This window comes from Stenotrophomonas sp. PAMC25021 (genome assembly GCF_004795795.1).
Lineage (GTDB): Bacteria > Pseudomonadota > Gammaproteobacteria > Xanthomonadales > Xanthomonadaceae > Stenotrophomonas > Stenotrophomonas muris.
This window is the reverse complement of sequence record NZ_CP039255.1, coordinates 1,887,835-1,907,430: the sequence shown is the minus strand read 5'-3', so window position 1 is coordinate 1,907,430 and position 19,596 is coordinate 1,887,835. Positions and strand designations below refer to the sequence as shown.

Sequence of the window (19,596 nt, the reverse complement as noted above, 5' to 3'; positions counted from 1 at the left end):
TGAAATGTAATTATATAACATTTCACGTGCCCGCTTTTGCAGCGTCGAGCAAGGCTCGGCGCTACAAGGGCGGGAGCCGGGCGGATTACACCGGGTAGCCGGTGGCTTCCCGTGCCTTCTTCCAGGCGGCTTCGAATTCACGCGCGGAGATTTCGTCGTCCTCGTCGAAATCCAGGAACGACACCGGCTGGTCGGCCAGCAGGAAACGGTCATCGCTGTGGGCGTGCTCGTCGGCCCAGACCATCTTGGTGCCGTAGATTTCCACCTGCCGCACGATCTTGTCGCCGCGCGCTTCCATCAGCACGTTGCCCTTGCCCAGGCCCGATTCGGCCCAGTGCTTGTAGTACTTCTTTGCGGCGGATTTCGCGCCGGGTTTTGCGTTGTGCTTTGCGTAGGTCATTGCAGGGGTCCTGGCCGCAGGCGCGGCCGGAAAGTTCGGAATGGCGCCATTATCAGGCATCCGGGGCCAGAGCCCTTTCCTTTGGAAAGGGATCCGCCCCCTGCTGGTTCAGTTCGGCAGGGGCACGCCCTTCGGCCACAGCATCCAGATGTTGCCCTTCTGCTTCATGTCGCCGGCCAGCTTGCCGGCGGCATCGCCACTGCCCCAGTACAGGTCCGCGCGCACCTCGCCGGCGATGGCGCCGCCGGTGTCCTGCGCAGCCACCGGGCGTACCACGGGCGTGCCATCGGGGCGCGTGGTCGACAGCCACAGCAGGCTGCCCAGCGGCACCACGGTACGGTCCACCGCCACGCTGTAGCCCGCGGTGAGCGGCACGTTCAGTGAACCACGCGGGCCTTCCGGGCTGTCCGGATTGCGCACGAAGAACACATAGCTGGGGTTGCTGCGCAGCAGTTCCGGCACGCGCGCGGGATTGGCCCGGGCCCAGGCGCGGATCGCATCCATGGTGACGTCTTCCTTCTTCAGCTGGCCCTGGTCCACCAGCCAGCGACCGATGGCACGGTAGGGGTGGCCGTTCTGTTCCGCATAGGCCAGCCGTACCTGCTTGCCATCGGCCAGGCGCACGCGGCCGGACCCCTGGATCTGCAGCAACTGCAGGTCCATCGGATCGGTCAGCCAGGCCAGCACCGGCGCCTTGGCGCCCTTGGCCGCGATGGTGCCGGCGTCGTCATAGGGCTTGAGCACCTTGCCTTCGACGCGCCCGCGCAGGCGCTTGCCCTTCAGTTCCGGGTAGAGGCTGTCCAGCTGCACCACCACCAGATCATCCGGCGTGCCGTAGACCGGCACCGTCGCCTTGTCGGTGCGGGTCAGGCTGCCGGGGTAGATCGGCTCGTAGTAGCCGGTGATCAATCCGTCGGCCTGATGGCCACCGGCACGCAGCGCATAGGCATCGAGGTCGCGCTGCAGGAACTGGCGGATCGCGGCCGGGTTCTTGTCTGACACCGCTGCGGCGGTGGCGCAGGGCTTGGCCCAGACAGCGTCGTTTTTCAGGCGGGCGCAGCTGCTGCGCCAAGCCACGAAGCCGGCCTGCAGATCGCTGTCCGAGACCGCTGGCAGGGCTTTCCAGCCGACCTTGGCGTAGGTGGCCGCCGGCGGCGAGGTCGGCGTGGGCGCTTCGGAGCCCGTGCGGGGAGCGGTGGTGGCGCAACCGGCGAGCACGGCCGCTGCCAGCAGGGTCCAGTGCTTGCGCTTGAAGAAGGTGGCGGAATCGATCATGCCGCCATGGTGGCGGGCCGGCCGCTGGGCGGCAACCCAGCGCGGGGCCAAGCGTTCATGCGCGGAGTCACGGCGTCTGCAGCAGCAGCGAGTGCAGGATGCGGGCGTCCTCGGCATCCAGCGTCTTCGGCAGGTCGTCGCGGCCACGGAAGCGGCGGTGGAACGCAGCGACGGTGGCGTCGCGGTTGTCGAGCGGATAGCCGAAGCGGGCCAGCGCATTCCACGCGTCGAATCCTTCCGGTGCCGCGCCGTCGGCCGCGCGCGGCCACACGCCGAAGCCGGCCTCGGCCAACTGCTGCCATGGGAAGAAGCGGCTCGGATCCTGCTTGCGCGTCGGCGCCAGGTCGGCATGGCCGATCACCTGGCGCGGCGGGATGTTCAGGCGCGTGGTGAGATCGCGCAGCAGCACGATCAGCGATTCGATCTGTGCCGCACTGAACGGGCTGCGGCCATCGTTGTCGAGCTCGATACCGATCGAAGCCGAATTGAGATCGGTGATGGTGCCCCAGCGCCCGGCGCCGGCGTGCCAGGCACGGCGCTCATCAGCCACCAGCTGGTAACGATGGCCATCGGCGCCGATCAGGTAGTGCGCACTGACCGGCCCACCGCTGTTGGCCGTGCGCAACGTATGCAGGCTCTGCTGCACCGATTTCTGCTCGGTGTGGTGGATGACGATGATGACCGGGGTGCGCGCGTTCTGGTTGGGTGATAGGACCCAGGTGGCGAGCGGGTTGTGCTGCACAGGCGCGGTGGCGGTGCAGGCCGAAAGGGCCAGGGCCAGCAGTGTGGAAGCCAGAAGGCGGGGGCTGATCATGGACGAATTGTAACCATGACTGCAGCCGTGGTTCTTCGCTTCGTCCGGATCGCTGGAGAACTGGGGAGCTGTCATGCAAAAAACTCAATAACGCCCCCACCTCATGCCCAAATCTCAAACTCCAATTCGAATAGCCAAACGCCCAAGTTCCTCATCACCTACCTTCAATCCTCGAAACGGACCCAGCCATGCCGCCGAATCGATTCCAACACCGTGGACACGTGAACCCAGGGAACAACCGTCATAACAACTTAAACAAAATGATTCATCAACGGCCCCTCAGATCCCGCCAGTGGCCGATTTGGTCAATCCCTCCGCGCCCGCATTGCGAAGAAATCTACCTTGGCGCGTCACCACTGCTTCGACCGGTGACATACAGACTGGCAACACCGTCAAGCCGAGCAACTTCATCGAGGCGGCCGTTTAACCCCAACTTCCATTGAACAAGCAACCGCCCAGAACCCTATGCCCTCACCTTCCTAACCGACTCCACCCACTCAGCCCAGACAGAGGAATCATCAAGACAACCGGAATCACCTAGAGGCGACATAAGGCGAACAACAACTTCGAACAGCGGAAGATCCTCACCAGATCGATCAAAAATCGACTCAAGGAATACCATCATTACCGAGAACGCATCCAGCAACGCCAAGTACTCGCCCGACGAATTAATTTGTGCGCTACAAAATTCAGAATTAAGAGCACTCCCCACGATGACAACCTCTGCAAATGCATCACACCAGTCATCCCACATTGCCGGATCGTTGGGCAAGCCATTCGCCCATAGAAATGACCCTCCCGAAGATAACAGATCAACAAGAGTGTCCTGCCCCTCCCCCCTCTCCATATACTTCTGAAGGAACACGCACATCAATACATATGCAGCCTGAACGGAAATTCTTCCAGCATCTTTCACATCACTAGCACTCATTTCGTGACCTTCTTTTGCTCCGACAGCCCGCCCGCCAGTGCGCCAACTGCCTGCGACAACGCCAGCACCATCTCTTTCTGCTCCGGGCTCAGCTTGGAGGGGTCTCCGCCGGTCAATGTATTAGTCAGTACCTTCGCGGCCAACTCGCCGCCGGCCGCGGACACGGCTCCGGTTCCCGCACTGCCACCATCGGCTTCCGCCAGCAGCGCACCCAACACCGCATGCGACAGCAGTTGCAGAGTCGCATTGGGGTCGCTGCCGTGGTTCGGGTCAAGCGTGCTGCCGATGAAGTGAGCGGCATAGGGCGCCAGTGCATTGGACGCGGCCTGGCCAGCGCCCTGTCCCGCCACACCGCCCACCAGCGCCGTCGTCACTGCGTTCAGTGCACGGTTGTACTCATCGATGCCCCCTACTTCCCCGCGCCGCTGTATGCCTGGCTATTTGCCGCCGCCACCTTGCTGCGCACAGGCACCCGATTCCATCGCCCTCAGTCACAAGGCCGTGTTGACCTTCATCATTCGTCCAATCCGCGGCCAGATCAACATGTAGAAGGCACCCACGGCCAACCCGATGAAAAGCATGATGCCAGCGCGCCTGGGAGCCCACCCAAACCAAAAGGAAGGACTGGTCCAGACCTTTATCCAAGCGCCAGGAGAGAAGGCACCCTCGAACGCGAGCCACGCCAACAAGGCACAGATTGGTGCAGCTACAACATAACGAGCTTTGAACCGCGGAAGAAACTTGTCCACAAGCATAACCCCGGGCACACCGAAGATGAGGCCCAACACAGCGGCTATGGCGCAAACCAGCGATGTGAAAATTGCAGCCTGCGAAAAGCTGCCTATCCGAGAACTCAGCGGAATGCCTATGAATAGAGCCGCTCCAAGCACGGAGCTGGCAATCACAGACACAATCTTTGCCCCCAACTCACGCTCACTCACTGGCAGATCTCCACCATCTTTCCATCAGAGCCCCGGTAGCTCATGCATTTCTGCCTTGAGGGAAAAGTACTCCAAGGCCACCGCAACTTGCCAACTTCGCCACCAGTATCGCGCGTATTGGAGCTCCACACTTGGCCCACCAATTCGAGTTGAACATTGGACGCGAACCCGTACCCCAGCCTCTGGTTGAGACTGAGAGTCCACCGAATCCATCCGGAAGCACCTGTCGGATCACAAAGCCCGGATCCAATGCATGTGCTCCAGGCACCGTGATGTTGATCAGACTGCTGGTGCTCGGATCGACGATCGATGCTGGAAAGCCCCAGCTCCGGAGGCAGGCCGTAGGAGAGTCGCCACAGACCGGAGGAAAGGCAGCGATAGGTGAGCTCCACAGCGAAGCTCCAGTGTTCTCGATCTCCTGCGCCGGCCAAACTACGCACCAGCGCATGCGGACTGTAGTCGTCCAGGGTCAGCAGGTAGACATACCATTCGATGTCTTCCATCACTGCTGCGGAAGTCGCCTGGATCACGCCTACTCCGTTCTGTAGTCCATCGAGGTCGTTGGAGGCGTGTACACGCCCACCTGCAGACAGCCATTGGAGCAGGAACGGTAGAGCCACGCCATGCGTGGATGGGCTACCCGCTGTGCCGACCAACGGTCGGCACCCACCAGAGCAGACCCAGACCCCGTGCCAAGCAAGCTTGGCACCTACCAGAACAAGGACAGTGGAAGTGCCGACCAACGGTCGGCACCCACCACGTCAGTGCGCCGCCACGTCAGGCCTCGTAGGCGGACTCGCCGTGCGAAGTCACATCCAGGCCGGTGCGCTCTGCTTCTTCGGTCACGCGCAGGCCGACCACGACCTTGACCACCAGCAGGATGACCGCGGTCATCACCGCCGACCACACCACGGTCAGGCCGACGCTGACCACCTGCACCCAGACCTGATGGGCGATATCCAGATCGGCCTTTGTGCCGCCCAGCGACTGCGCACTGAACACGCCGGTGAGGATCGCGCCGACGATGCCGCCGACACCATGCACACCGAACACGTCGGCGGTGTCGTCCACCTTCAGCAGGCGCTTCAGGCCGGTCACGCCCCACACGCAGACCACGCCAGCGACAAAACCGATCACGATCGCGCCAAGCGGCCCGACGGTGCCACAGGCCGGGGTGATGCCGACCAGACCGGCCACCGCACCCGACGCAGCGCCCAGCGCCGACGGCTTGCCCTTGCCGATCGCCTCCACCAGGGTCCAGCCAAGCACGGCAGCGGCGGTGGCCAGCACGGTGTTGAGGAAGGCCAGCGAGGCCACGGTGTCGGCCGCTGCTGCCGAGCCGGCGTTGAAGCCGAACCAGCCCACCCACAGCAGCATCGCGCCGATGTAGGTAAACGGCACATTGTGCGGCTTCAGCGCGGTCTGGCCATAGCCCAGGCGCTTGCCGACGAACCACGCGCCGACCAGGCCGGCGACGCCCGCGTTGATGTGCACCACGGTACCGCCGGCGAAGTCGATGGCACCCAGCTCACCCAGGTAGCCGCCACCCCAGACGATATGTGCCATCGGGATGTAGCTGAGGGTGAACCACAGCGCCGAGAACAGCAGCACCGCGCGGAACTTGATGCGCTCGGCGAAGGCACCGACGATCAGCGCGGTGGTGATGCCGGCAAAGGTCGACTGGAACGCGACGAACAGATAGTCCGGCAGGCCCTTGATCGGCGTGTTGCCCACCGACTCCGGGGTGAAGCCCTTGAGGAAGGCGAATTCGGTGAACGAGCCGAAGAACGGATTGCCGGCGCTGAACACCGCGCTGTAGCCATAGGCCACCCACAGCAGCAGCACCAGCGAGAACACCACCAGGATCTGGCTGAGCACCGACAGCACATTCTTCGAACGCACCAGGCCGCCGTAGAACAGGGCCAGGCCCGGTACCACCATCAACAGCACCAGCAGGGTCGAGGTGAGCATCCAGGCGACGTCGCCACGATCATAGGCGGCGGCCGCTTCGGCCACGGCCGGCGCCGCGGCGGTGGCGGCCGCATCGTGCAGCGGCTCGACCGCCACGCTTTCGCTCGGCAACGGCGATACCTGGGCCTGGGCATGGGCGCTGCCCGGCCAGGCACCGGCGGCCAGTGCGCTGAGCAGCATCAACAGGCACACCAGATGGAACCGGGCTTGCCACCCGGTGAGAAGGCGCATCTTCATGGGGGGAATCTCCGGAAGGGGGTTACAGCGCGTCGGCACCGATTTCGCCGGTGCGGATGCGGATGACCTGTTCGACGGCGGTGACGAAAATCTTGCCGTCACCGATCTTGCCGGTGCCTGCCGACGACTGGATCGCTTCGATCACCGCGTCGGCACGCTCGTCGGTGACCACCGTTTCGATCTTGATCTTGGGCAGGAAATCGACGACGTACTCGGCGCCGCGATACAGCTCGGTGTGGCCCTTCTGGCGACCGAAACCTTTCACTTCGGTCACGGTGATGCCCGACACGCCTGCATCGGACAGGGCCTCGCGGACCTCGTCGAGCTTGAACGGTCGGATGATGGCGGAGATCAGTTTCATGCGCATGTCCCGAGGGTGGATGGGGCCAGCGCGCCAGCGCGCGTTGGCATCAGGCAACCACGGGTCATCAGGATGATGACCGTGGCTGTTGCACCGGACACGTACAAGGCCGGGACGGCCGTGCCTCTCTCCTTGCACGACCGACGCGGGAGGGGGGGCGGCCCTGGTCGCGTATCCGGTCTCTCTCTTGCCCCTGGATAGGGATCAGCGCCCATTCGTAAACGAATGGGATCCGACCCCGATCTGACCGCGGCTCCCCAGCCGCGAAAACGGAAGCGATGGCGGCGGGTGGGAGGGGGAACCCACCGCCATCGCATCCGGTCAGCTGGCGTAGTACAGCTGGTATTCCAGCGGGTGGGTGGCCGCGCGGAACTTGGTCACTTCCTGCATCTTCAGCGCGATGTAGCCGTCGATGAAGTCATCGCTCATCACGCCGCCGGCCTTCAGGAACTCGCGGTCCTTGTCCAGCGCTTCCAGCGCCTGGTCCAGCGAGGAGCAGACCTGCGGGATCAGCTTCTCTTCCTCCGGCGGCAGGTCGTACAGGTCCTTGTCGCTCGGTGCACCCGGGTCGATCTGGTTCTTGATGCCGTCCAGGCCGGCCATCATCAGTGCGGTGAAGGTCAGGTAGCCGGACTGGATCGGGTCCGGGAAGCGCATTTCGATGCGGCGCGCCTTCGGGTTGGACACCCACGGAATGCGGCACGACGCCGAACGGTTGCGGGCCGAGTAGGCCAGCATCACCGGCGCCTCGAAGCCCGGCACCAGGCGCTTGTAGCTGTTGGTGCCCGAGTTGGCGAAGGCATTGATGGCCTTGGCGTGCTTGAAGATGCCGCCGATGTACCACAGCGCCAGCTGGCTCAGGCCACCGTAGCCGTCACCGGAGAACAGGTTGGTGCCGCCCTTGGACAGCGACTGGTGCACGTGCATGCCGCTGCCGTTGTCGCCCACGATCGGCTTGGGCATGAAGGTAACGGTCTTGCCGTTGCGGTGCGCGACGTTCTTGATCACGTACTTCATGCGCAGCAGTTCATCGGCCTTCTGCACCAGGGTGCTGAACTTGGTGCCGATCTCGCACTGGCCGGCGGTGGCCACTTCGTGGTGCTGCACTTCCACTTCGATGCCGACCTGTTCCAGGGTCTTGCACATCTCGGCGCGCAGGTCGTGCAGGGTGTCGGTCGGCGGCACGGGGAAGTAGCCGCCCTTCACGCCCGGGCGGTAGCCGCTGTTGGCGCCGTCGTACTTGGCGCCGCTGTTCCAGGCGGCTTCTTCGGAATCGACCTTGAAGAAGGTGTTGCCCATTTCATTGGCGAAACGGACCGAGTCGAAGATGAAGAACTCCGGCTCCGGGCCGAAGAACGCGGTTTCGGCGATGCCGGAGGACTTCAGGTAGGCCTCGGCGCGCTTGGCGATGCCGCGCGGGCAGCGGCCGTACGGCTGCATGGTGGCCGGATCGAGGATGTCGCAGCTGATCACGATGGTCGGATCTGCGTAGAACGGGTCGACGTAGGCGCTGGTGGTGTCCGGCAGCAGGACCATGTCCGATTCGTTGATGCCCTTCCAGCCGGCGATCGAGCTGCCGTCGAACATCTTGCCTTCTTCGAACAGCGACGGTTCGACAATGCTGACCGGGAAGGTGACGTGCTGCTCGACGCCACGCATATCCACGAAACGCAGATCGACGAACTCGATCTGGTTGTCCTTGATCAGCTTCTCAACGTTTTCCACGGACATCGGTACGACCTCGGATGGGGATGAATGCCTGCTGAGGTAGAGCAACGACCGTGCCAACTTTTCGCTGGCCGCAAGTCATTGATTTCAAAAAGGGCGCTCCGTGGCGGTGCAGAACGGTGCGCACCAAACGGGTGCACCCGCCACCAGACGCACCCGTTTGGTGCGGCAGGGATCGTCTATCCTCTCGACCTTCTTCCTTCCGCCGCGCGTCACGCACCGTCCATGTCCGACCTGCTCTCCGCCCTGCTGCTGGGCATCCTCGAAGGCTTGACCGAATTCCTGCCGATCTCCAGCACCGGCCACCTGCTCATCGCCCAGCACTGGCTGGGTGCCCGCTCGGACTTCTTCAACATCGTCATCCAGGCCGGCGCGATCGTGGCCGTGGTGCTGGTGTTCCGCCAGCGCCTGCTGCAGCTGGCCACCGGCTTCAACCAGCGCGAGAACCGTGAGTACGTGTTCAAGCTGGGCGCCGCCTTCCTGGTCACCGCCGTGGTCGGCCTGGTGGTGCGCAAGGCCGGCTGGTCGCTGCCGGAGACGGTCAGCCCGGTGGCCTGGGCATTGATCATCGGTGGTGTCTGGATGCTGCTGGTGGAGGCCTACACCGCGCGCCTGCCCGACCGCGACCAGGTGACCTGGACGGTGGCGATCGGCGTGGGCCTGGCACAGGTCGTGGCCGGCGTGTTCCCCGGCACCTCGCGCTCGGCCTCGGCGATCTTCCTGGCCATGCTGCTGGGCCTGAGCCGCCGCGCCGCCGCCGCCGAGTTCGTGTTCCTGGTCGGCATTCCCACCATGTTCGCCGCCAGCGCCTACACCTTCCTGGAAATGGCCAAGGCCGGGCAGCTGGGCAGCGAGGACTGGGCCGACGTGGGCGTGGCCTTCCTTGCCGCGGCCATCACCGGCTTCGTCGTAGTGAAGTGGCTGATGGGCTACATCAAGTCGCACAGGTTCACCGCCTTCGCGATCTACCGCATCGCACTGGGCGCGGCGCTGCTGCTGTGGTTGCCCTCCGGCAGCTGAACAGCGCCGGGGTACGGTAACCCCGTTGCCGGCCCCACCCCGTTTCCCCCACGGTTCCCCAAGGAGAATCACCATGAACCGCAAGCTCACCCTGCTCCTCCCGCTGGCCCTGATGGCCGCCTGCAGCCAGACCCCGGCCCCGGCCGGCACCGGCGGCGACGACGTGGCCCCGGCCGCGGCCAAGGCAGCAGACCAGCAGACGCTGGCGCACCTGGATGCGCAGCGCCTGCAGAGCCAGCACTGGCTGCTGCAGCAGGCCACCGGCGCCGACGGCAAGCGCATCGACGCGCTGTTCGCCCGCGAAGACAAGCCGGTCACCCTGGACTTCGCAGATGGCCGCCTGTCGGTCAGCAACACCTGCAACCGCATGGGCGGCGGCTACACCCTGGCCGACGGCAAGCTGACGGTCAGCGCGATGGCCTCGACCATGATGGCCTGCACCGACAAGGCGCTGATGGCGCTGGACGAAGCCGTGTCGAGCCGCCTGCAGGGCGAGCTGAAGGCCGAGCAGGATGCCGATGGCAAGCTGACGCTGACCAACGCCAAGGGCGACGTGCTGGTGTTCAACCCGGAGCCGACCGCTGAAACCCGCTACGGCGGCGCCGGCGAAACCGTGTTCCTGGAAGTGGCCGCCAAGACGCAGAAGTGCTCGCACCCGCTGATCCCGGACTACCAGTGCCTGCAGGTGCGCGAAGTGAAGTTCGACGACAAGGGCCTGAAGCAGGGTGAGCCGGGCAAGTTCGAGAACTTCTACGGCACCATCGAGGGCTACACCCACGAAGACGGCGTGCGCAACGTGGTGCGCGTGAAGCGCTACGAAGTGAAGAACCCGCCGGCCGATGCGCCGTCGCAGGCGTACGTGCTGGACATGGTGGTCGAGTCGGCCATCGAGAAGAAGTAAATAAACAGAAGGGCGGCCACGAGGTCGCCCTTCTACGTTCTGTAGCGTCGACGCAGCCCCACGTGCCAGCCTTGCCACGATGAAGATTCTCGCCATATCCGGCAGCGCGCGCCGGCAGTCGACCAACACCGCTCTGCTGGTGGCCCTGAAAACCATCGCGCCGCCCGGCATGGAGATCGAGGTCTACGCCGGGGTCGGCGAACTTCCGGTGTTCTCCCCCGATCTGGAAGGCACCGATGAACCCTGCAGCGTGACGCGCTTCAAGGCGGCCATCGCCCGCAGCGACGGTGTGCTGGTGTGCAGCCCTGAATACGTGCGTGGCATTCCCGGCGGATTGAAGAATGCGATCGACTGGCTCGTATCCGGCGACCAGATCGTCGGTCGGCCCATTGCGTTAGTGCATGCGTCCCATCGTGGCGAGGACATGCTGCAGGCACTTCGCGCGGTGCTGTCCACGGTCAGTGCCGCGTTCAGTACAACGCTGTTCCTGCGTGTACCGGTGCTGGGCCTGGAACCGGAGGAGATCTTCGAGGTGCTTCAGTCGGAAGTGCATCGCGCCGAAGCGGATGCGTTCCTGGCAGGGTTTGCTGTTTACTGCAGGTCCATTGCGTAGCAGAAGCAGCCGAGCATGGGCTCGGCTCTACAAGGCAAAGTCGAGCATGGCTCGACTCTGCAGAAAGCAAAGCCGGGCATGCCCCGGCCCTACAAGGGCTCTCAGCCCAGCGCCGGGTTCAAGGTGTAGGTGCCGTGCAGTGCCGCTTCGGCGAGCACGTGGCCGTGCATGGCGCGGTAGGCGTCGGCGGCGGTGAAGCGTGCCGGCAGCTGCAGCGATGCCACGTCCAGCGCGAACACGCGGAAGAAGTAGTGGTGCAGGCGTTCGTCGTTGAACGGCGGGTACGGGCCGTCATAGCCCAGGTAGTCACCGGCCATGTCCGGATTGCCTGCGAACCAGCCGGTGAAGTCGTTCAGGCCCTGGCGGCTGCCGGCCGGGCCGGCCGGTTTGGACTTGCCCTTCACCACGAAGCCGTCGCTGCAGCTGCCTGCGGCGATCTCGCGCACCGAGGCCGGAATGTCGGCCATTACCCAATGCACGAAATCACAGCGCGGCTGGTCGCGCGGCACGCTCATGTCGGTGCGGCCGACCGTCTCCGGCACGGTCGGCACGTCCGGATCGACACACACCAGCAGGAACGAACGGGTGCCCTCCGGCACATCGCTCCAGGCCAGGTGCGGATTGCGGTCCGGTGCGAAGCCCGCGGCATCGCCGGCGGCGAATTCGCGGTCGATCGGTGCACCGTTGGTCAGGCTGTGGCTGCTCAGTTGCATCGGCGTGTCCTCACTCTTCCGGATAACCCAGGCGCACCGCGATCGGGGTGAGCTTGGCGAAGGCGGCGCTCATCACGTCGCGGTAGTTGCGCCAGTGGCCCGGCGGGAAGCGCGGCGCACCCAGTTGCGCGGCTGGCGGCATCGGCCGCTCGAACAGGCGGCCCAGCAGTTCGGCCATCGCCTGCGGATCGTTGCCGATCTGGTCGATGCGCAGCAGCACCTGCGGGTACAGATCGTCCTCGTGCAGGGCGGCGACCTGGGCCAGCGCGCGCGCCAGCCATTCGCTGGCTTCGGCCAGCGAGGTCATTGCCAGAGGTGCGGCGGCACCGTAGGCCACCCAGTCCAGCAGCATGTCGCGCGGATCGCGCAGCACCACCAGCAGGCGGCCCTGCGGCAGCTGCGGGCGCAGCGCCCACAGCAGCGCGTTGTCCCACCACAGCAGCCAGTCGATGATCGCGTCGTCCTGCACGCCGCGCGACGGCAGCTGTTCGCGCCAGCGCTGCACCAGCCGCTCCGGGGTCAGCACGCCCGAGGCAAGGTCCTGCAGCGTGTGGTAGTTCTGGAACGCGTCGTCGGGTGCGTTGGAGGTATAGCGGTCGCTGCGCAGCACCGGGCTGGCGGCGGCCAGGCCGGTCGCCACGCGCTCCACGCCCGAACCCGGCGCGCCCCACAGGAAGATCGGCGCGGAAGTGGCATCACCGTCGATCTCGCCCTTGTCCGGCCAGCTCGGCGGCGCCTTGGCCTGCGGCGGCAGCGGCAGGCGCTGCGGTGCCTGGTCGGCCTGCAGTGCCAGCCAGGTCTGCAGCGCGTCTTCGTGCTGCCCGGCGCGATCCTGGATCTCACCCAGCCAGGTGCGCAGGTCGGCGCGGTGGCCTTCCGGTGCCATGTCGATCAGCGCCTGCACGCGGGCGACCGCGGCGGCCGGATCGCGCTGCAGCAGGCCTTCGACCAGGCGGGTTTCGCCGCTGACGCGGCCCGGTTCGAGGTTGACGATGCGCTCGGCGATCGCTTCGGCCTGGGCGTGTTCGCCCACCATGTCGTGCAGGCGCAGGCGCGCTTCCAGCGCCGGCAGGTGGCCCGGCATCGCGTCCATCCAGCGCTCGACCGTGGCGGCGGCGGTGGCACTGCCGACCTCTTCCACCGCCAGGCGTGCCAGCCACAGGTCGTGCAGCTGCGGGTGCTGCTCCAGGGCGGCATCCAGGCGTGCGCGGGCCTCGTCTTCGCGGCCCAGGCGCTGCCAGGACATCAGCAGCAACTGCAGTACGTCGCGGTCGTCAGGCAGCGATTCCAGCAACGGCAGCAGGTGCTCCAGCGCCTGCAGCGGCTGGCCGCCGCGCAGTGCCAGTTCGCCGGCCAGGCGGCGCATCGATGGCGTATCCAGGCCCTGCTGCTGCAGCGCGATCTGCATCGCTTCGGCGGCAGCGTCCAGGTTGCCCTGGCGCATGGCCAGCTGCACCACCAGGCCATGCAGCGAGGCGATGGTCGGGTTCAGTTCCAGCACGCGGCGGAACGCCTGCTCGGCGAAGGCCAGCATGTTCTTGCCCAGGTAGGCGAAGCCCAGTGCGTAGAGCACGCGAATGTCGTTGGGCTGGGCCTGGTTGGCGGCCGACAGCAGCGTCAGCGCGCGATCGGCATCATCGCGGCGCAGCGCGATCATGCCGTCGATGGTCAGCAGTTCCGGGTGGTCCGGTTCGACACGCGAGGCCAGGGTGGACAGGCGCTGCGCTTCATCGAAATCGTTGCGGCCGATCGCCAGGTGGGCCTGCATCAGGTAGGCAGCGAAGGCGTTCGGGTCCAGCCCGGTGGTGCGCGTCAGTGCTTCGCCAGCGCCGTCGAACTGGCGCAGGGCCAGCAGCAGGCCGGCGTGCTGCAGGTGCAGCTGGGCATTGTCCGGGGCCAGCTGCAGCGCCTGCTGCAGGGCCTCCATCGCGTCCTCGGCCTTGCCCTGCTGCTGCAGCGCAAGCGCCAGCCAGCGGTGGGCCTCGGCCTGGCCGGGTTCATCACGGGTCCACGCCTGGGCCAGCTGCACGGCCTGGTCGGCCTCGTTCTGGCGCAACGCTTGGATGATCTGGTCTTGCATGGCGGTCCGGTTCAAGGGCAAACCCGCATTGTAGCGGCCTGCGCGCCCGTGCCGGTTCAGCCTTGCAGCACGCGCTGCAGGCGCTGCGCCACCCAGCGCTCGGAGAAGCCGTCACCGCGCCAGTTTTCCAGGAAGCCACAGTGGCCGCCCCAGCAGGCGGTTTCCAGGTGCGCCTGGCGCGGCAGCTGCCAGTCGCTGAAGGTCGCGTACGGGATCACCGGGTCGTCCTGTGCCATCAGGATGTCGGCCGGCACCTGCAGCGAGGACAGGCGATCGCCGGCAATCGAGTAGCCGTCGAAATAGGCCTGCAACGAGCCGAAACTGGTGTGGCGCTCGACCAGCCAGGCGGTCAACGCGCGGATGTCCAGCTTCAGCACGCGGTCGTCGCAGTCGCTCAGTTCGGGGAACAGGTCGCGCTTGCGCCGCAACGAACCGGCCCACTTGCGGCGGAAGTACCAGTCGTACATTGCCGGGCCGTTCTCGATGCTCTCCATGGTCAGCGCCGGGTCCAGCACCGGGCATACCGAGGCGACGCGCAGCAGCGGCACGCCGGCCGCCGGCGCACGCAGGGCCAGGCGCAGCACGAAGTTGCCGCCCAGCGAGTAGCCGGCGGCCACCAGCGGCAGCTGCGGCCAGCGCTGGGCGATATCGCCTGCGGCATGCACCACTTCGTCGATCAGGTTGGAGTGGAAGATGCCGGGGTTGAGGTGATGGGTATTGCCGTGGTCGCGGAAATTCAGCCGCACCACGACGAAGCCCTGTTCGAGCATGCGCGCGGCCGCCATGCGCATGTAGCTGGATTCGGCACTGCCTTCCCAGCCATGCAGCAGCAGGGCCATGCCCTTGGGTTCGCGGCCTTCGACATGGCTGTGCCAGCCCTGCAGGCGCACGCCGTCGCCGCCGTCGAGGATCAGTTCTTCGCTGATCGCGCCGGTCGCGGCCAGCAGCAGCAGGCCGCGCTGCAGGCGCATGCGGCTGGAGCTGAGCATCGACTGCAGGTGCGGATTGCGCAGCCAGCGCGGTGGCTGGTAGTCAGCCGCGTGCAGCGTCGGCGTGCCGGCGTCCAGGACGGGTGGCGGGATCAGGGCCACCGCACCCTCACTGCGTGCTCATGGCCGCCACGATGCGCGCGCGCGACGTCTCCGCGATGCGCCGACGGCCTTCCAGGTCCTGCGCACCGATCGGTGCCAGGAAATGCACTTCCGCACGCCGCGCCGGCTCACCGAGCAGGCGCAGGAAATTGGCGAAGAAACTCTCGCCGGGGCCGAACGCGACAATGGTCTGCGCGTCGCCCTTGAGCCCATACACCAGAGCCACCGGCTGCACCGGCACGCCGGTCTCAACCGCCGCCTGGAAGATGCGGGCATGGAACGGGCCCACTTCGTGGCCACCGCGGGTACGCCCTTCCGGGAACACGCCCACTGCCTTGCCTTCGCGCAGGCGATCGGCCATCACCTGCATCACGCCACCGAGCGATTCGGTGTTGCCGCGCTGGTGGAAGATGGTCTGCCCGCGCGCGGCCAGCCACCCGACCAGCGGCCAGCTGGCGATCTCGCGCTTGGCGACGAAGCCCATCATGCGCTGGCTGTGCAGGATGCAGATGTCGACCCAGCTGACGTGGTTGGCGACGAACAGCACGGCGCCGGGCAGCGGCCTGCCGATCTGCACCAGGCGGAAGCCGAAGATCCACATCAGCCCGCCCTGCCACCAGTTGACCACTTTGGCCCCCAGGGTCGCCTCGCCCACGCGCAGTTCGCCCCACGGCCGAAGCATGCCGATCAGGATGAGCGGCAGGAACACGACGATGTGGACCAACAGCAGCGGTACGCGGTACAGGTAACGGCACACACGCGCCACGCCGCCGCGGGGGGCCGGAGTGGGGGAAGTCATCCGCGCACGATACCGGAGGGCCGTCATCGCTGCCAGCCGATTTAGGCCATAACACCCATCGACCGGGGCAATCGGCAGGGAACGCTGGGTTCCGCTGCCGTCACCGCCCGTCCGGGGCTCAGCCGTGGCCGGCCGCCACCACCGCCAGGGTCAGCCGCGAGATGCACACCAGCCGGCCCTGCTCGTCCTCGATGCGGATCTCCCACAGCTGGGTGCTGCGGCCCACGTGCAGCGCGCGGGCGGTGCCGGTGACCGTGCCCGAACGCACCGCACGCACGTGGTTGGCGTTGATTTCCAGGCCCACGCAGATCTGCTTGGCCGTATCCACGCACAGGTTGCCGGCGCTGCTGCCCAGGGTCTCGGCCAGCACCACCGACGCGCCGCCATGCAGGATGCCGTAGGGCTGGCGGGTGCGCTCGTCCACCGGCATGGTGGCCTGCAGCCAGTCGTCACCGGCCGCGCTGAAGACGATGCCCAGCGACGCGATCGCGGTGTTGCGGCTGAGCGTATTGAGCTGCTCGAGGGAAACGGCTTCGCGGAACACCTGGGTCATGCGGGCACCTTCAGAGGATGGGAACGAGGCCGGCGCCGAATGCGGTCAGCATGCGTACCAGCAGCCACTTCGGGCCGACATTGACCTCGGGGAAATCACCCACGGCGACATAGCAGCGGTGGAAGCCCGGGTCCTGCCGGGGCAACGGCTGCGGGCAGTCCGGGCCGGGCTTGAACTCGTAGTCGGTGGCATAGCGCCACGGCCAGAAGTCGAGGATCGGCAGTGCTTCGGAGGCCTTGCCGACGCTGTAGTTGAGCCCGGACAGCACCGGCGGCTTGGCCCGCGGCGCCACCGTCCACGAGTTCTGCGGGTGGGTGTCGCGCAGGATGCTCTCGGCCAGCTGCTCGGCGAAGGCCGGGTCATCGATGATCACCGCGCCTTCGGTGTTGTAGTTCTCGCTGCGCGGGTCGAAGTTGTGGGTACCGACCACGCCGATGCGGCGATCGACCACCAGCGACTTGGCATGCAGGCCCATGCGCGCGCCCTTGCGGGTGACCGGCAACGGCTTGTTGACCGCCTTGCTGCCCAGGAACGAGGGCCGGGTCTCGGTGCGCAGCAGGCGGGTCTCGACCTCGCTGCCGGCCGCACGGCGGCGCTCGCGCGCGTTCTGGTAGGCACTGCCGGTGCGCGGATGGTTCACCGCCCCCTGCTTGCCGGCGGGTGCCGGGTGCTCATCGCGATCGCGACGGTCGCCGGCATTGCTGCCGGCAGCACTGCCGCCGATCAGCGGGTTGCGCCCGCCGTCGTCGTCGCCTTCCGGCGCGGCGATCGGGTCGGGCAGCAGGTTGCGGTAATCGACCGGTGCATCCAGCGGGAACGGCTTGTATTCGAAGATGTTGAAGCCCAGTTCGCGCATGTTGCGCCGCTTGTACTTGTACGACAGCGCATAGACGATCGGGTTGTCGGTCGCCGCGAGGCTGTTGCTGGACACCACCACGCGCGGCGGCTGCGGTCGCTTGCGCAGCTCGCGGAACAGCTTCTGCGCCGGTTTGGACAGCACCAGGTACGGCGTCTGCAGGATCACTTCCTTCTGCGCGCCGGCGATCAGCGCATCCAGCTGCGGCTCGGTCACGTGCTGTCCGGCCAGCGGCGCATCGGCCTTCTCGCGCCGGTGCTTGCGCGGCAGGTCGGCGACATAGCGCACCGAGGCCACCGGCAACGCGGTATCGACGAAGGAACGGCTGACGAAGTCCATGTCATTGGCTTCGGCACTGACCCGCTCCACCCGCTCGGGGCGGCGGAAGCTGGCCGGCGGCAGGGTCGGCACGCCCTCGCGCAGCAGGGTGCGGCCGACATCGTTCAGGCGCTCGGCCGGCACGCTGCGCCTGGCGCGCCAGAAGGCATCGAAGTTGGCCGCCATCGCCCGCGCCTCCGGGCCGGCGATCAGCACGTCGCGGTCGCGGAAGTTGTACTCGCGGTCCCAGTCGTAATAGTCGTCCTGGTAGTTGCGGCCGCCGACCACGCCGATCGCATCGTCGATCACCAGCAGCTTGTTGTGCATGCGCTGGTTGAAGCGGCGGAAGCAGCACAGCACGCTGCCGGCATAGTCGAAGTAGTTCAGCCGGGCCTTGCCGAAGGTCGGGTTGTAGACCCGCAGCTGGAAGTTCTGGTGCGCGCCGGACAGGGCGCCGAGGATCTGCAGGTCGGAGATCGCCGAGAGCTGGTCGATCAGCACCCGCACCTTCACCCCGCGCCGCGACGCGGCCAGCAGCTCGTCGATGACCAGCCGGGCACTGTCGTCCTTGTCGAAGATGTAGGTCTGCAGGTCGATGCTGCGGGTGGCGCTGCGCAGCAGGTTCAGGCGCGCGACCAGGGCGCCCTCGCCCTCGTCGAGCAGGGTGGCGTAGTGGCGTGGCTGTTCCGGGGTGGATTCGGTGAACGCCCGGCCCGCCAGCGCACGCAACGGCGAGTCCTGCGCGCAGCGGTCGGCGCGCTGGCAGTCGACGTCGGTCGAGCGCGCCTGCACGGCAATCGCTTCGGCACGGTCACGCTCGGCATGCGAGAGCGATGCACAACCGCTGCCCAGCAACACGGTTGCCAGCGCCAGGACGCGCAGCAGGAGGTTCACGGTTTCGGCGCCTCGCTCAGGCGCGCACGCAATACGAAGGTCACTCGGTCACTCAAGGCTAGCTGCCAGCTGTCCATTCCGTACCGGCCTCGCTGCACGGTACCGCGGCTGACGACGTCGCAATCATAGCCGGGTCGGGCGCACTCCGCCTTCTCGACCTGCAATGACTCGGGGTGGCTGATGCCGCGCAGGGTCAGCCGGCCGTTGATGGCGCCGCCCTGCTCCACGGTCTCCGGCCAGTAGGGCAGCGAGTCGAACTCGACCACCGGATGGCGCCCGGCATCGAAGAACTCCTCGCCGCGCATCCAGCCGGTATAGCGCGCCTTGCCGGGGATCTCCACCGAGCGGGTGAACATCTTCAGGTGCACCTGGTGACGGCCGTCGGACAGGATCTCGATACGCCCCTCGAAGTGCGGGAACACGCCTTCGATGCGCTGGCCGAATCGGGTGCGCACCTCGAAGCCGATCCGCGAGCGCTGGGTATCCAGGCGCAATACCCGTGGCGCCTCGGCGGACACGGGCGGCAACGGGGTCGGTGGGGGCGCCGCGGCCCAGGCCGGGCCGAGCGCCAGCAACGCGGGCAGCAGGAAGCGGCTGCGCCGCGCCAGGCTCATCGGATCACGGCCACCAGAACGCGTTCAGGCTGGCCACGCCGGGTTCGATCGAGGCCTCGCGCGGGAAGCCAAGCACGGCCACGCCGCCCGGCGGCATGCCGCGATAGTCACTGCTGGTGCCGTCGGTCATCAGGGCCACCAGCTGCTCCAGGCCCGGGTTGTGGCCGACGATCAGCACCCGGTCCAGGTCACGACGCTCGTCCACCAGCGCCGCCAGGGTGCCCGGGGTGGCTTCGTAGATCCGGTCTTCCAGGCGCTTTTCGACATAGCCGATGGCCGTCATCACCGCTTCCAGGGTCTCGCGGGTACGTCGCGACGGCGAGCACAGCACGCAGTCGGGCAGCAGGTTGTTTTCCTTCAACCACTTGCCGGCGGCTTCGGCCTCGGCGAGCCCCACCGGCGACAGCGGCCGGTCGAGGTCGGCCTGGCCGGAAACGGCGGGTTCGGCATGGGCATGGCGCAGCAGGATCAGTTCACGCATCGCGG

20 protein-coding genes are annotated in these 19,596 nt (G+C 66.5%); 3 read left to right on the top strand and 17 right to left on the bottom strand.

Features of this window, described 5'->3' with window-relative positions:
• Positions 1 to 85: 85 nt before the first annotated feature.
• The 9 genes from E5790_RS08980 to glnA form a co-directional block, all read right to left on the bottom strand.
• Positions 86 to 400 carry a hypothetical protein gene (locus tag E5790_RS08980; RefSeq protein WP_005411860.1) on the bottom strand — a complete coding sequence of 105 codons (315 nt, stop codon included), beginning with the start codon at positions 398 to 400 and terminating at the stop codon, positions 86 to 88.
• Positions 401 to 508: 108 nt separating this feature from the next.
• Positions 509 to 1,675 (bottom strand): MltA domain-containing protein, encoded by a 1,167-nt coding sequence (locus E5790_RS08975; protein WP_032959393.1) that lies wholly within the window; start codon positions 1,673 to 1,675, stop codon positions 509 to 511.
• 67 nt (positions 1,676 to 1,742) lie between these two features.
• Positions 1,743 to 2,489, bottom strand: a complete 747-nt coding sequence (locus tag E5790_RS08970; protein ID WP_111206067.1) for an N-acetylmuramoyl-L-alanine amidase — start codon at positions 2,487 to 2,489, stop codon at positions 1,743 to 1,745.
• Between the two features lie 463 nt (positions 2,490 to 2,952).
• Positions 2,953 to 3,420, bottom strand: a complete 468-nt coding sequence (locus tag E5790_RS08965) for a hypothetical protein (protein ID WP_136191730.1) — start codon at positions 3,418 to 3,420, stop codon at positions 2,953 to 2,955.
• The gene (locus tag E5790_RS08960) at positions 3,417 to 3,794 is read right to left on the bottom strand and encodes a VENN motif pre-toxin domain-containing protein (RefSeq protein ID WP_032959340.1); all 378 of its coding nucleotides are present in this window, start codon (positions 3,792 to 3,794) and stop codon (positions 3,417 to 3,419) included. Before E5790_RS08960 ends, E5790_RS08965 begins: the two co-directional genes overlap by 4 nt.
• A 563-nt stretch (positions 3,795 to 4,357) precedes the next feature.
• The gene (locus E5790_RS08955; protein WP_136191729.1) at positions 4,358 to 4,864 is read right to left on the bottom strand and encodes a hypothetical protein; all 507 of its coding nucleotides are present in this window, start codon (positions 4,862 to 4,864) and stop codon (positions 4,358 to 4,360) included.
• A gap of 274 nt (positions 4,865 to 5,138) precedes the next feature.
• Positions 5,139 to 6,569: an ammonium transporter gene (amt, locus tag E5790_RS08950; RefSeq protein WP_014645492.1), complete on the bottom strand. Its 1,431-nt coding sequence runs from the start codon at positions 6,567 to 6,569 to the stop codon at positions 5,139 to 5,141.
• Positions 6,570 to 6,591: 22 nt separating this feature from the next.
• Positions 6,592 to 6,930, bottom strand: coding sequence for a P-II family nitrogen regulator (locus E5790_RS08945; RefSeq protein ID WP_004134334.1), 339 nt, complete (start codon positions 6,928 to 6,930; stop codon positions 6,592 to 6,594).
• Between the two features lie 321 nt (positions 6,931 to 7,251).
• Entirely contained in the window at positions 7,252 to 8,661 is a 1,410-nt protein-coding gene (gene glnA, locus E5790_RS08940) for a type I glutamate--ammonia ligase (protein WP_014645491.1), read from the bottom strand.
• A 222-nt stretch (positions 8,662 to 8,883) separates the two neighbouring features.
• Between glnA and E5790_RS08935 the strand changes: the two genes are divergently transcribed.
• The 3 genes from E5790_RS08935 (at position 8,884) to E5790_RS08925 (ending at position 11,192) form a co-directional block, all read left to right on the top strand.
• The gene (locus E5790_RS08935) at positions 8,884 to 9,678 is read left to right on the top strand and encodes an undecaprenyl-diphosphate phosphatase (RefSeq protein ID WP_014645490.1); all 795 of its coding nucleotides are present in this window, start codon (positions 8,884 to 8,886) and stop codon (positions 9,676 to 9,678) included.
• A gap of 73 nt (positions 9,679 to 9,751) precedes the next feature.
• Positions 9,752 to 10,579, top strand: a complete 828-nt coding sequence (locus E5790_RS08930) for an META and DUF4377 domain-containing protein (protein WP_049420290.1) — start codon at positions 9,752 to 9,754, stop codon at positions 10,577 to 10,579.
• A gap of 79 nt (positions 10,580 to 10,658) precedes the next feature.
• Positions 10,659 to 11,192: an NADPH-dependent FMN reductase gene (locus E5790_RS08925; RefSeq protein ID WP_046427768.1), complete on the top strand. Its 534-nt coding sequence runs from the start codon at positions 10,659 to 10,661 to the stop codon at positions 11,190 to 11,192.
• Between the two features lie 101 nt (positions 11,193 to 11,293).
• Here E5790_RS08925 and E5790_RS08920 read toward each other — a convergent pair whose 3' ends face one another.
• The 8 genes from E5790_RS08920 to E5790_RS08885 form a co-directional block, all read right to left on the bottom strand.
• The gene (locus tag E5790_RS08920; protein WP_032961630.1) at positions 11,294 to 11,905 is read right to left on the bottom strand and encodes a YbhB/YbcL family Raf kinase inhibitor-like protein; all 612 of its coding nucleotides are present in this window, start codon (positions 11,903 to 11,905) and stop codon (positions 11,294 to 11,296) included.
• 10 nt (positions 11,906 to 11,915) lie between these two features.
• Entirely contained in the window at positions 11,916 to 13,985 is a 2,070-nt protein-coding gene (locus E5790_RS08915) for a tetratricopeptide repeat protein (protein WP_053495707.1), read from the bottom strand.
• Positions 13,986 to 14,041: 56 nt separating this feature from the next.
• Positions 14,042 to 15,031 carry an alpha/beta fold hydrolase gene (locus E5790_RS08910; protein ID WP_210730435.1) on the bottom strand — a complete coding sequence of 330 codons (990 nt, stop codon included), beginning with the start codon at positions 15,029 to 15,031 and terminating at the stop codon, positions 14,042 to 14,044.
• Positions 15,032 to 15,083: 52 nt separating this feature from the next.
• Positions 15,084 to 15,875 (bottom strand): lysophospholipid acyltransferase family protein, encoded by a 792-nt coding sequence (locus E5790_RS08905; RefSeq protein ID WP_049441701.1) that lies wholly within the window; start codon positions 15,873 to 15,875, stop codon positions 15,084 to 15,086.
• A gap of 118 nt (positions 15,876 to 15,993) precedes the next feature.
• Positions 15,994 to 16,428: a hotdog fold thioesterase gene (locus E5790_RS08900; protein WP_014035502.1), complete on the bottom strand. Its 435-nt coding sequence runs from the start codon at positions 16,426 to 16,428 to the stop codon at positions 15,994 to 15,996.
• Positions 16,429 to 16,438: 10 nt separating this feature from the next.
• A complete protein-coding gene (locus E5790_RS08895) occupies positions 16,439 to 18,496 on the bottom strand; it encodes a phospholipase D family protein (protein ID WP_075075903.1) in 2,058 nt (685 codons plus the stop codon).
• A complete protein-coding gene (locus E5790_RS08890) occupies positions 18,493 to 19,110 on the bottom strand; it encodes a YceI family protein (RefSeq protein WP_014645483.1) in 618 nt (205 codons plus the stop codon). Before E5790_RS08890 ends, E5790_RS08895 begins: the two co-directional genes overlap by 4 nt.
• Positions 19,111 to 19,114: 4 nt before the next feature.
• Positions 19,115 to 19,591, bottom strand: coding sequence for a histidine phosphatase family protein (locus tag E5790_RS08885; RefSeq protein ID WP_014035499.1), 477 nt, complete (start codon positions 19,589 to 19,591; stop codon positions 19,115 to 19,117).
• Between the last annotated feature and the right edge of the window lie 5 nt (positions 19,592 to 19,596).

Coding starts and splice junctions, on each gene's coding strand:
- glnA (WP_014645491.1), bottom strand. CDS start 8,661: ATGTCCGTGGAAAACGTTGAGAAGCTGATCAAGGACAACCAGATCGAG.
- E5790_RS08890 (WP_014645483.1), bottom strand. CDS start 19,110: ATGAGCCTGGCGCGGCGCAGCCGCTTCCTGCTGCCCGCGTTGCTGGCG.
- E5790_RS08955 (WP_136191729.1), bottom strand. CDS start 4,864: ATGGAAGACATCGAATGGTATGTCTACCTGCTGACCCTGGACGACTAC.
- E5790_RS08920 (WP_032961630.1), bottom strand. CDS start 11,905: ATGCAACTGAGCAGCCACAGCCTGACCAACGGTGCACCGATCGACCGC.
- E5790_RS08930 (WP_049420290.1), top strand. CDS start 9,752: ATGAACCGCAAGCTCACCCTGCTCCTCCCGCTGGCCCTGATGGCCGCC.
- E5790_RS08925 (WP_046427768.1), top strand. CDS start 10,659: ATGAAGATTCTCGCCATATCCGGCAGCGCGCGCCGGCAGTCGACCAAC.
- E5790_RS08885 (WP_014035499.1), bottom strand. CDS start 19,591: ATGCGTGAACTGATCCTGCTGCGCCATGCCCATGCCGAACCCGCCGTT.
- E5790_RS08905 (WP_049441701.1), bottom strand. CDS start 15,875: ATGACTTCCCCCACTCCGGCCCCCCGCGGCGGCGTGGCGCGTGTGTGC.
- amt (WP_014645492.1), bottom strand. CDS start 6,569: ATGAAGATGCGCCTTCTCACCGGGTGGCAAGCCCGGTTCCATCTGGTG.
- E5790_RS08945 (WP_004134334.1), bottom strand. CDS start 6,930: ATGAAACTGATCTCCGCCATCATCCGACCGTTCAAGCTCGACGAGGTC.
- E5790_RS08980 (WP_005411860.1), bottom strand. CDS start 400: ATGACCTACGCAAAGCACAACGCAAAACCCGGCGCGAAATCCGCCGCA.
- E5790_RS08965 (WP_136191730.1), bottom strand. CDS start 3,420: ATGAGTGCTAGTGATGTGAAAGATGCTGGAAGAATTTCCGTTCAGGCT.
- E5790_RS08935 (WP_014645490.1), top strand. CDS start 8,884: ATGTCCGACCTGCTCTCCGCCCTGCTGCTGGGCATCCTCGAAGGCTTG.
- E5790_RS08975 (WP_032959393.1), bottom strand. CDS start 1,675: ATGATCGATTCCGCCACCTTCTTCAAGCGCAAGCACTGGACCCTGCTG.
- E5790_RS08970 (WP_111206067.1), bottom strand. CDS start 2,489: ATGATCAGCCCCCGCCTTCTGGCTTCCACACTGCTGGCCCTGGCCCTT.
- E5790_RS08915 (WP_053495707.1), bottom strand. CDS start 13,985: ATGCAAGACCAGATCATCCAAGCGTTGCGCCAGAACGAGGCCGACCAG.
- E5790_RS08900 (WP_014035502.1), bottom strand. CDS start 16,428: ATGACCCAGGTGTTCCGCGAAGCCGTTTCCCTCGAGCAGCTCAATACG.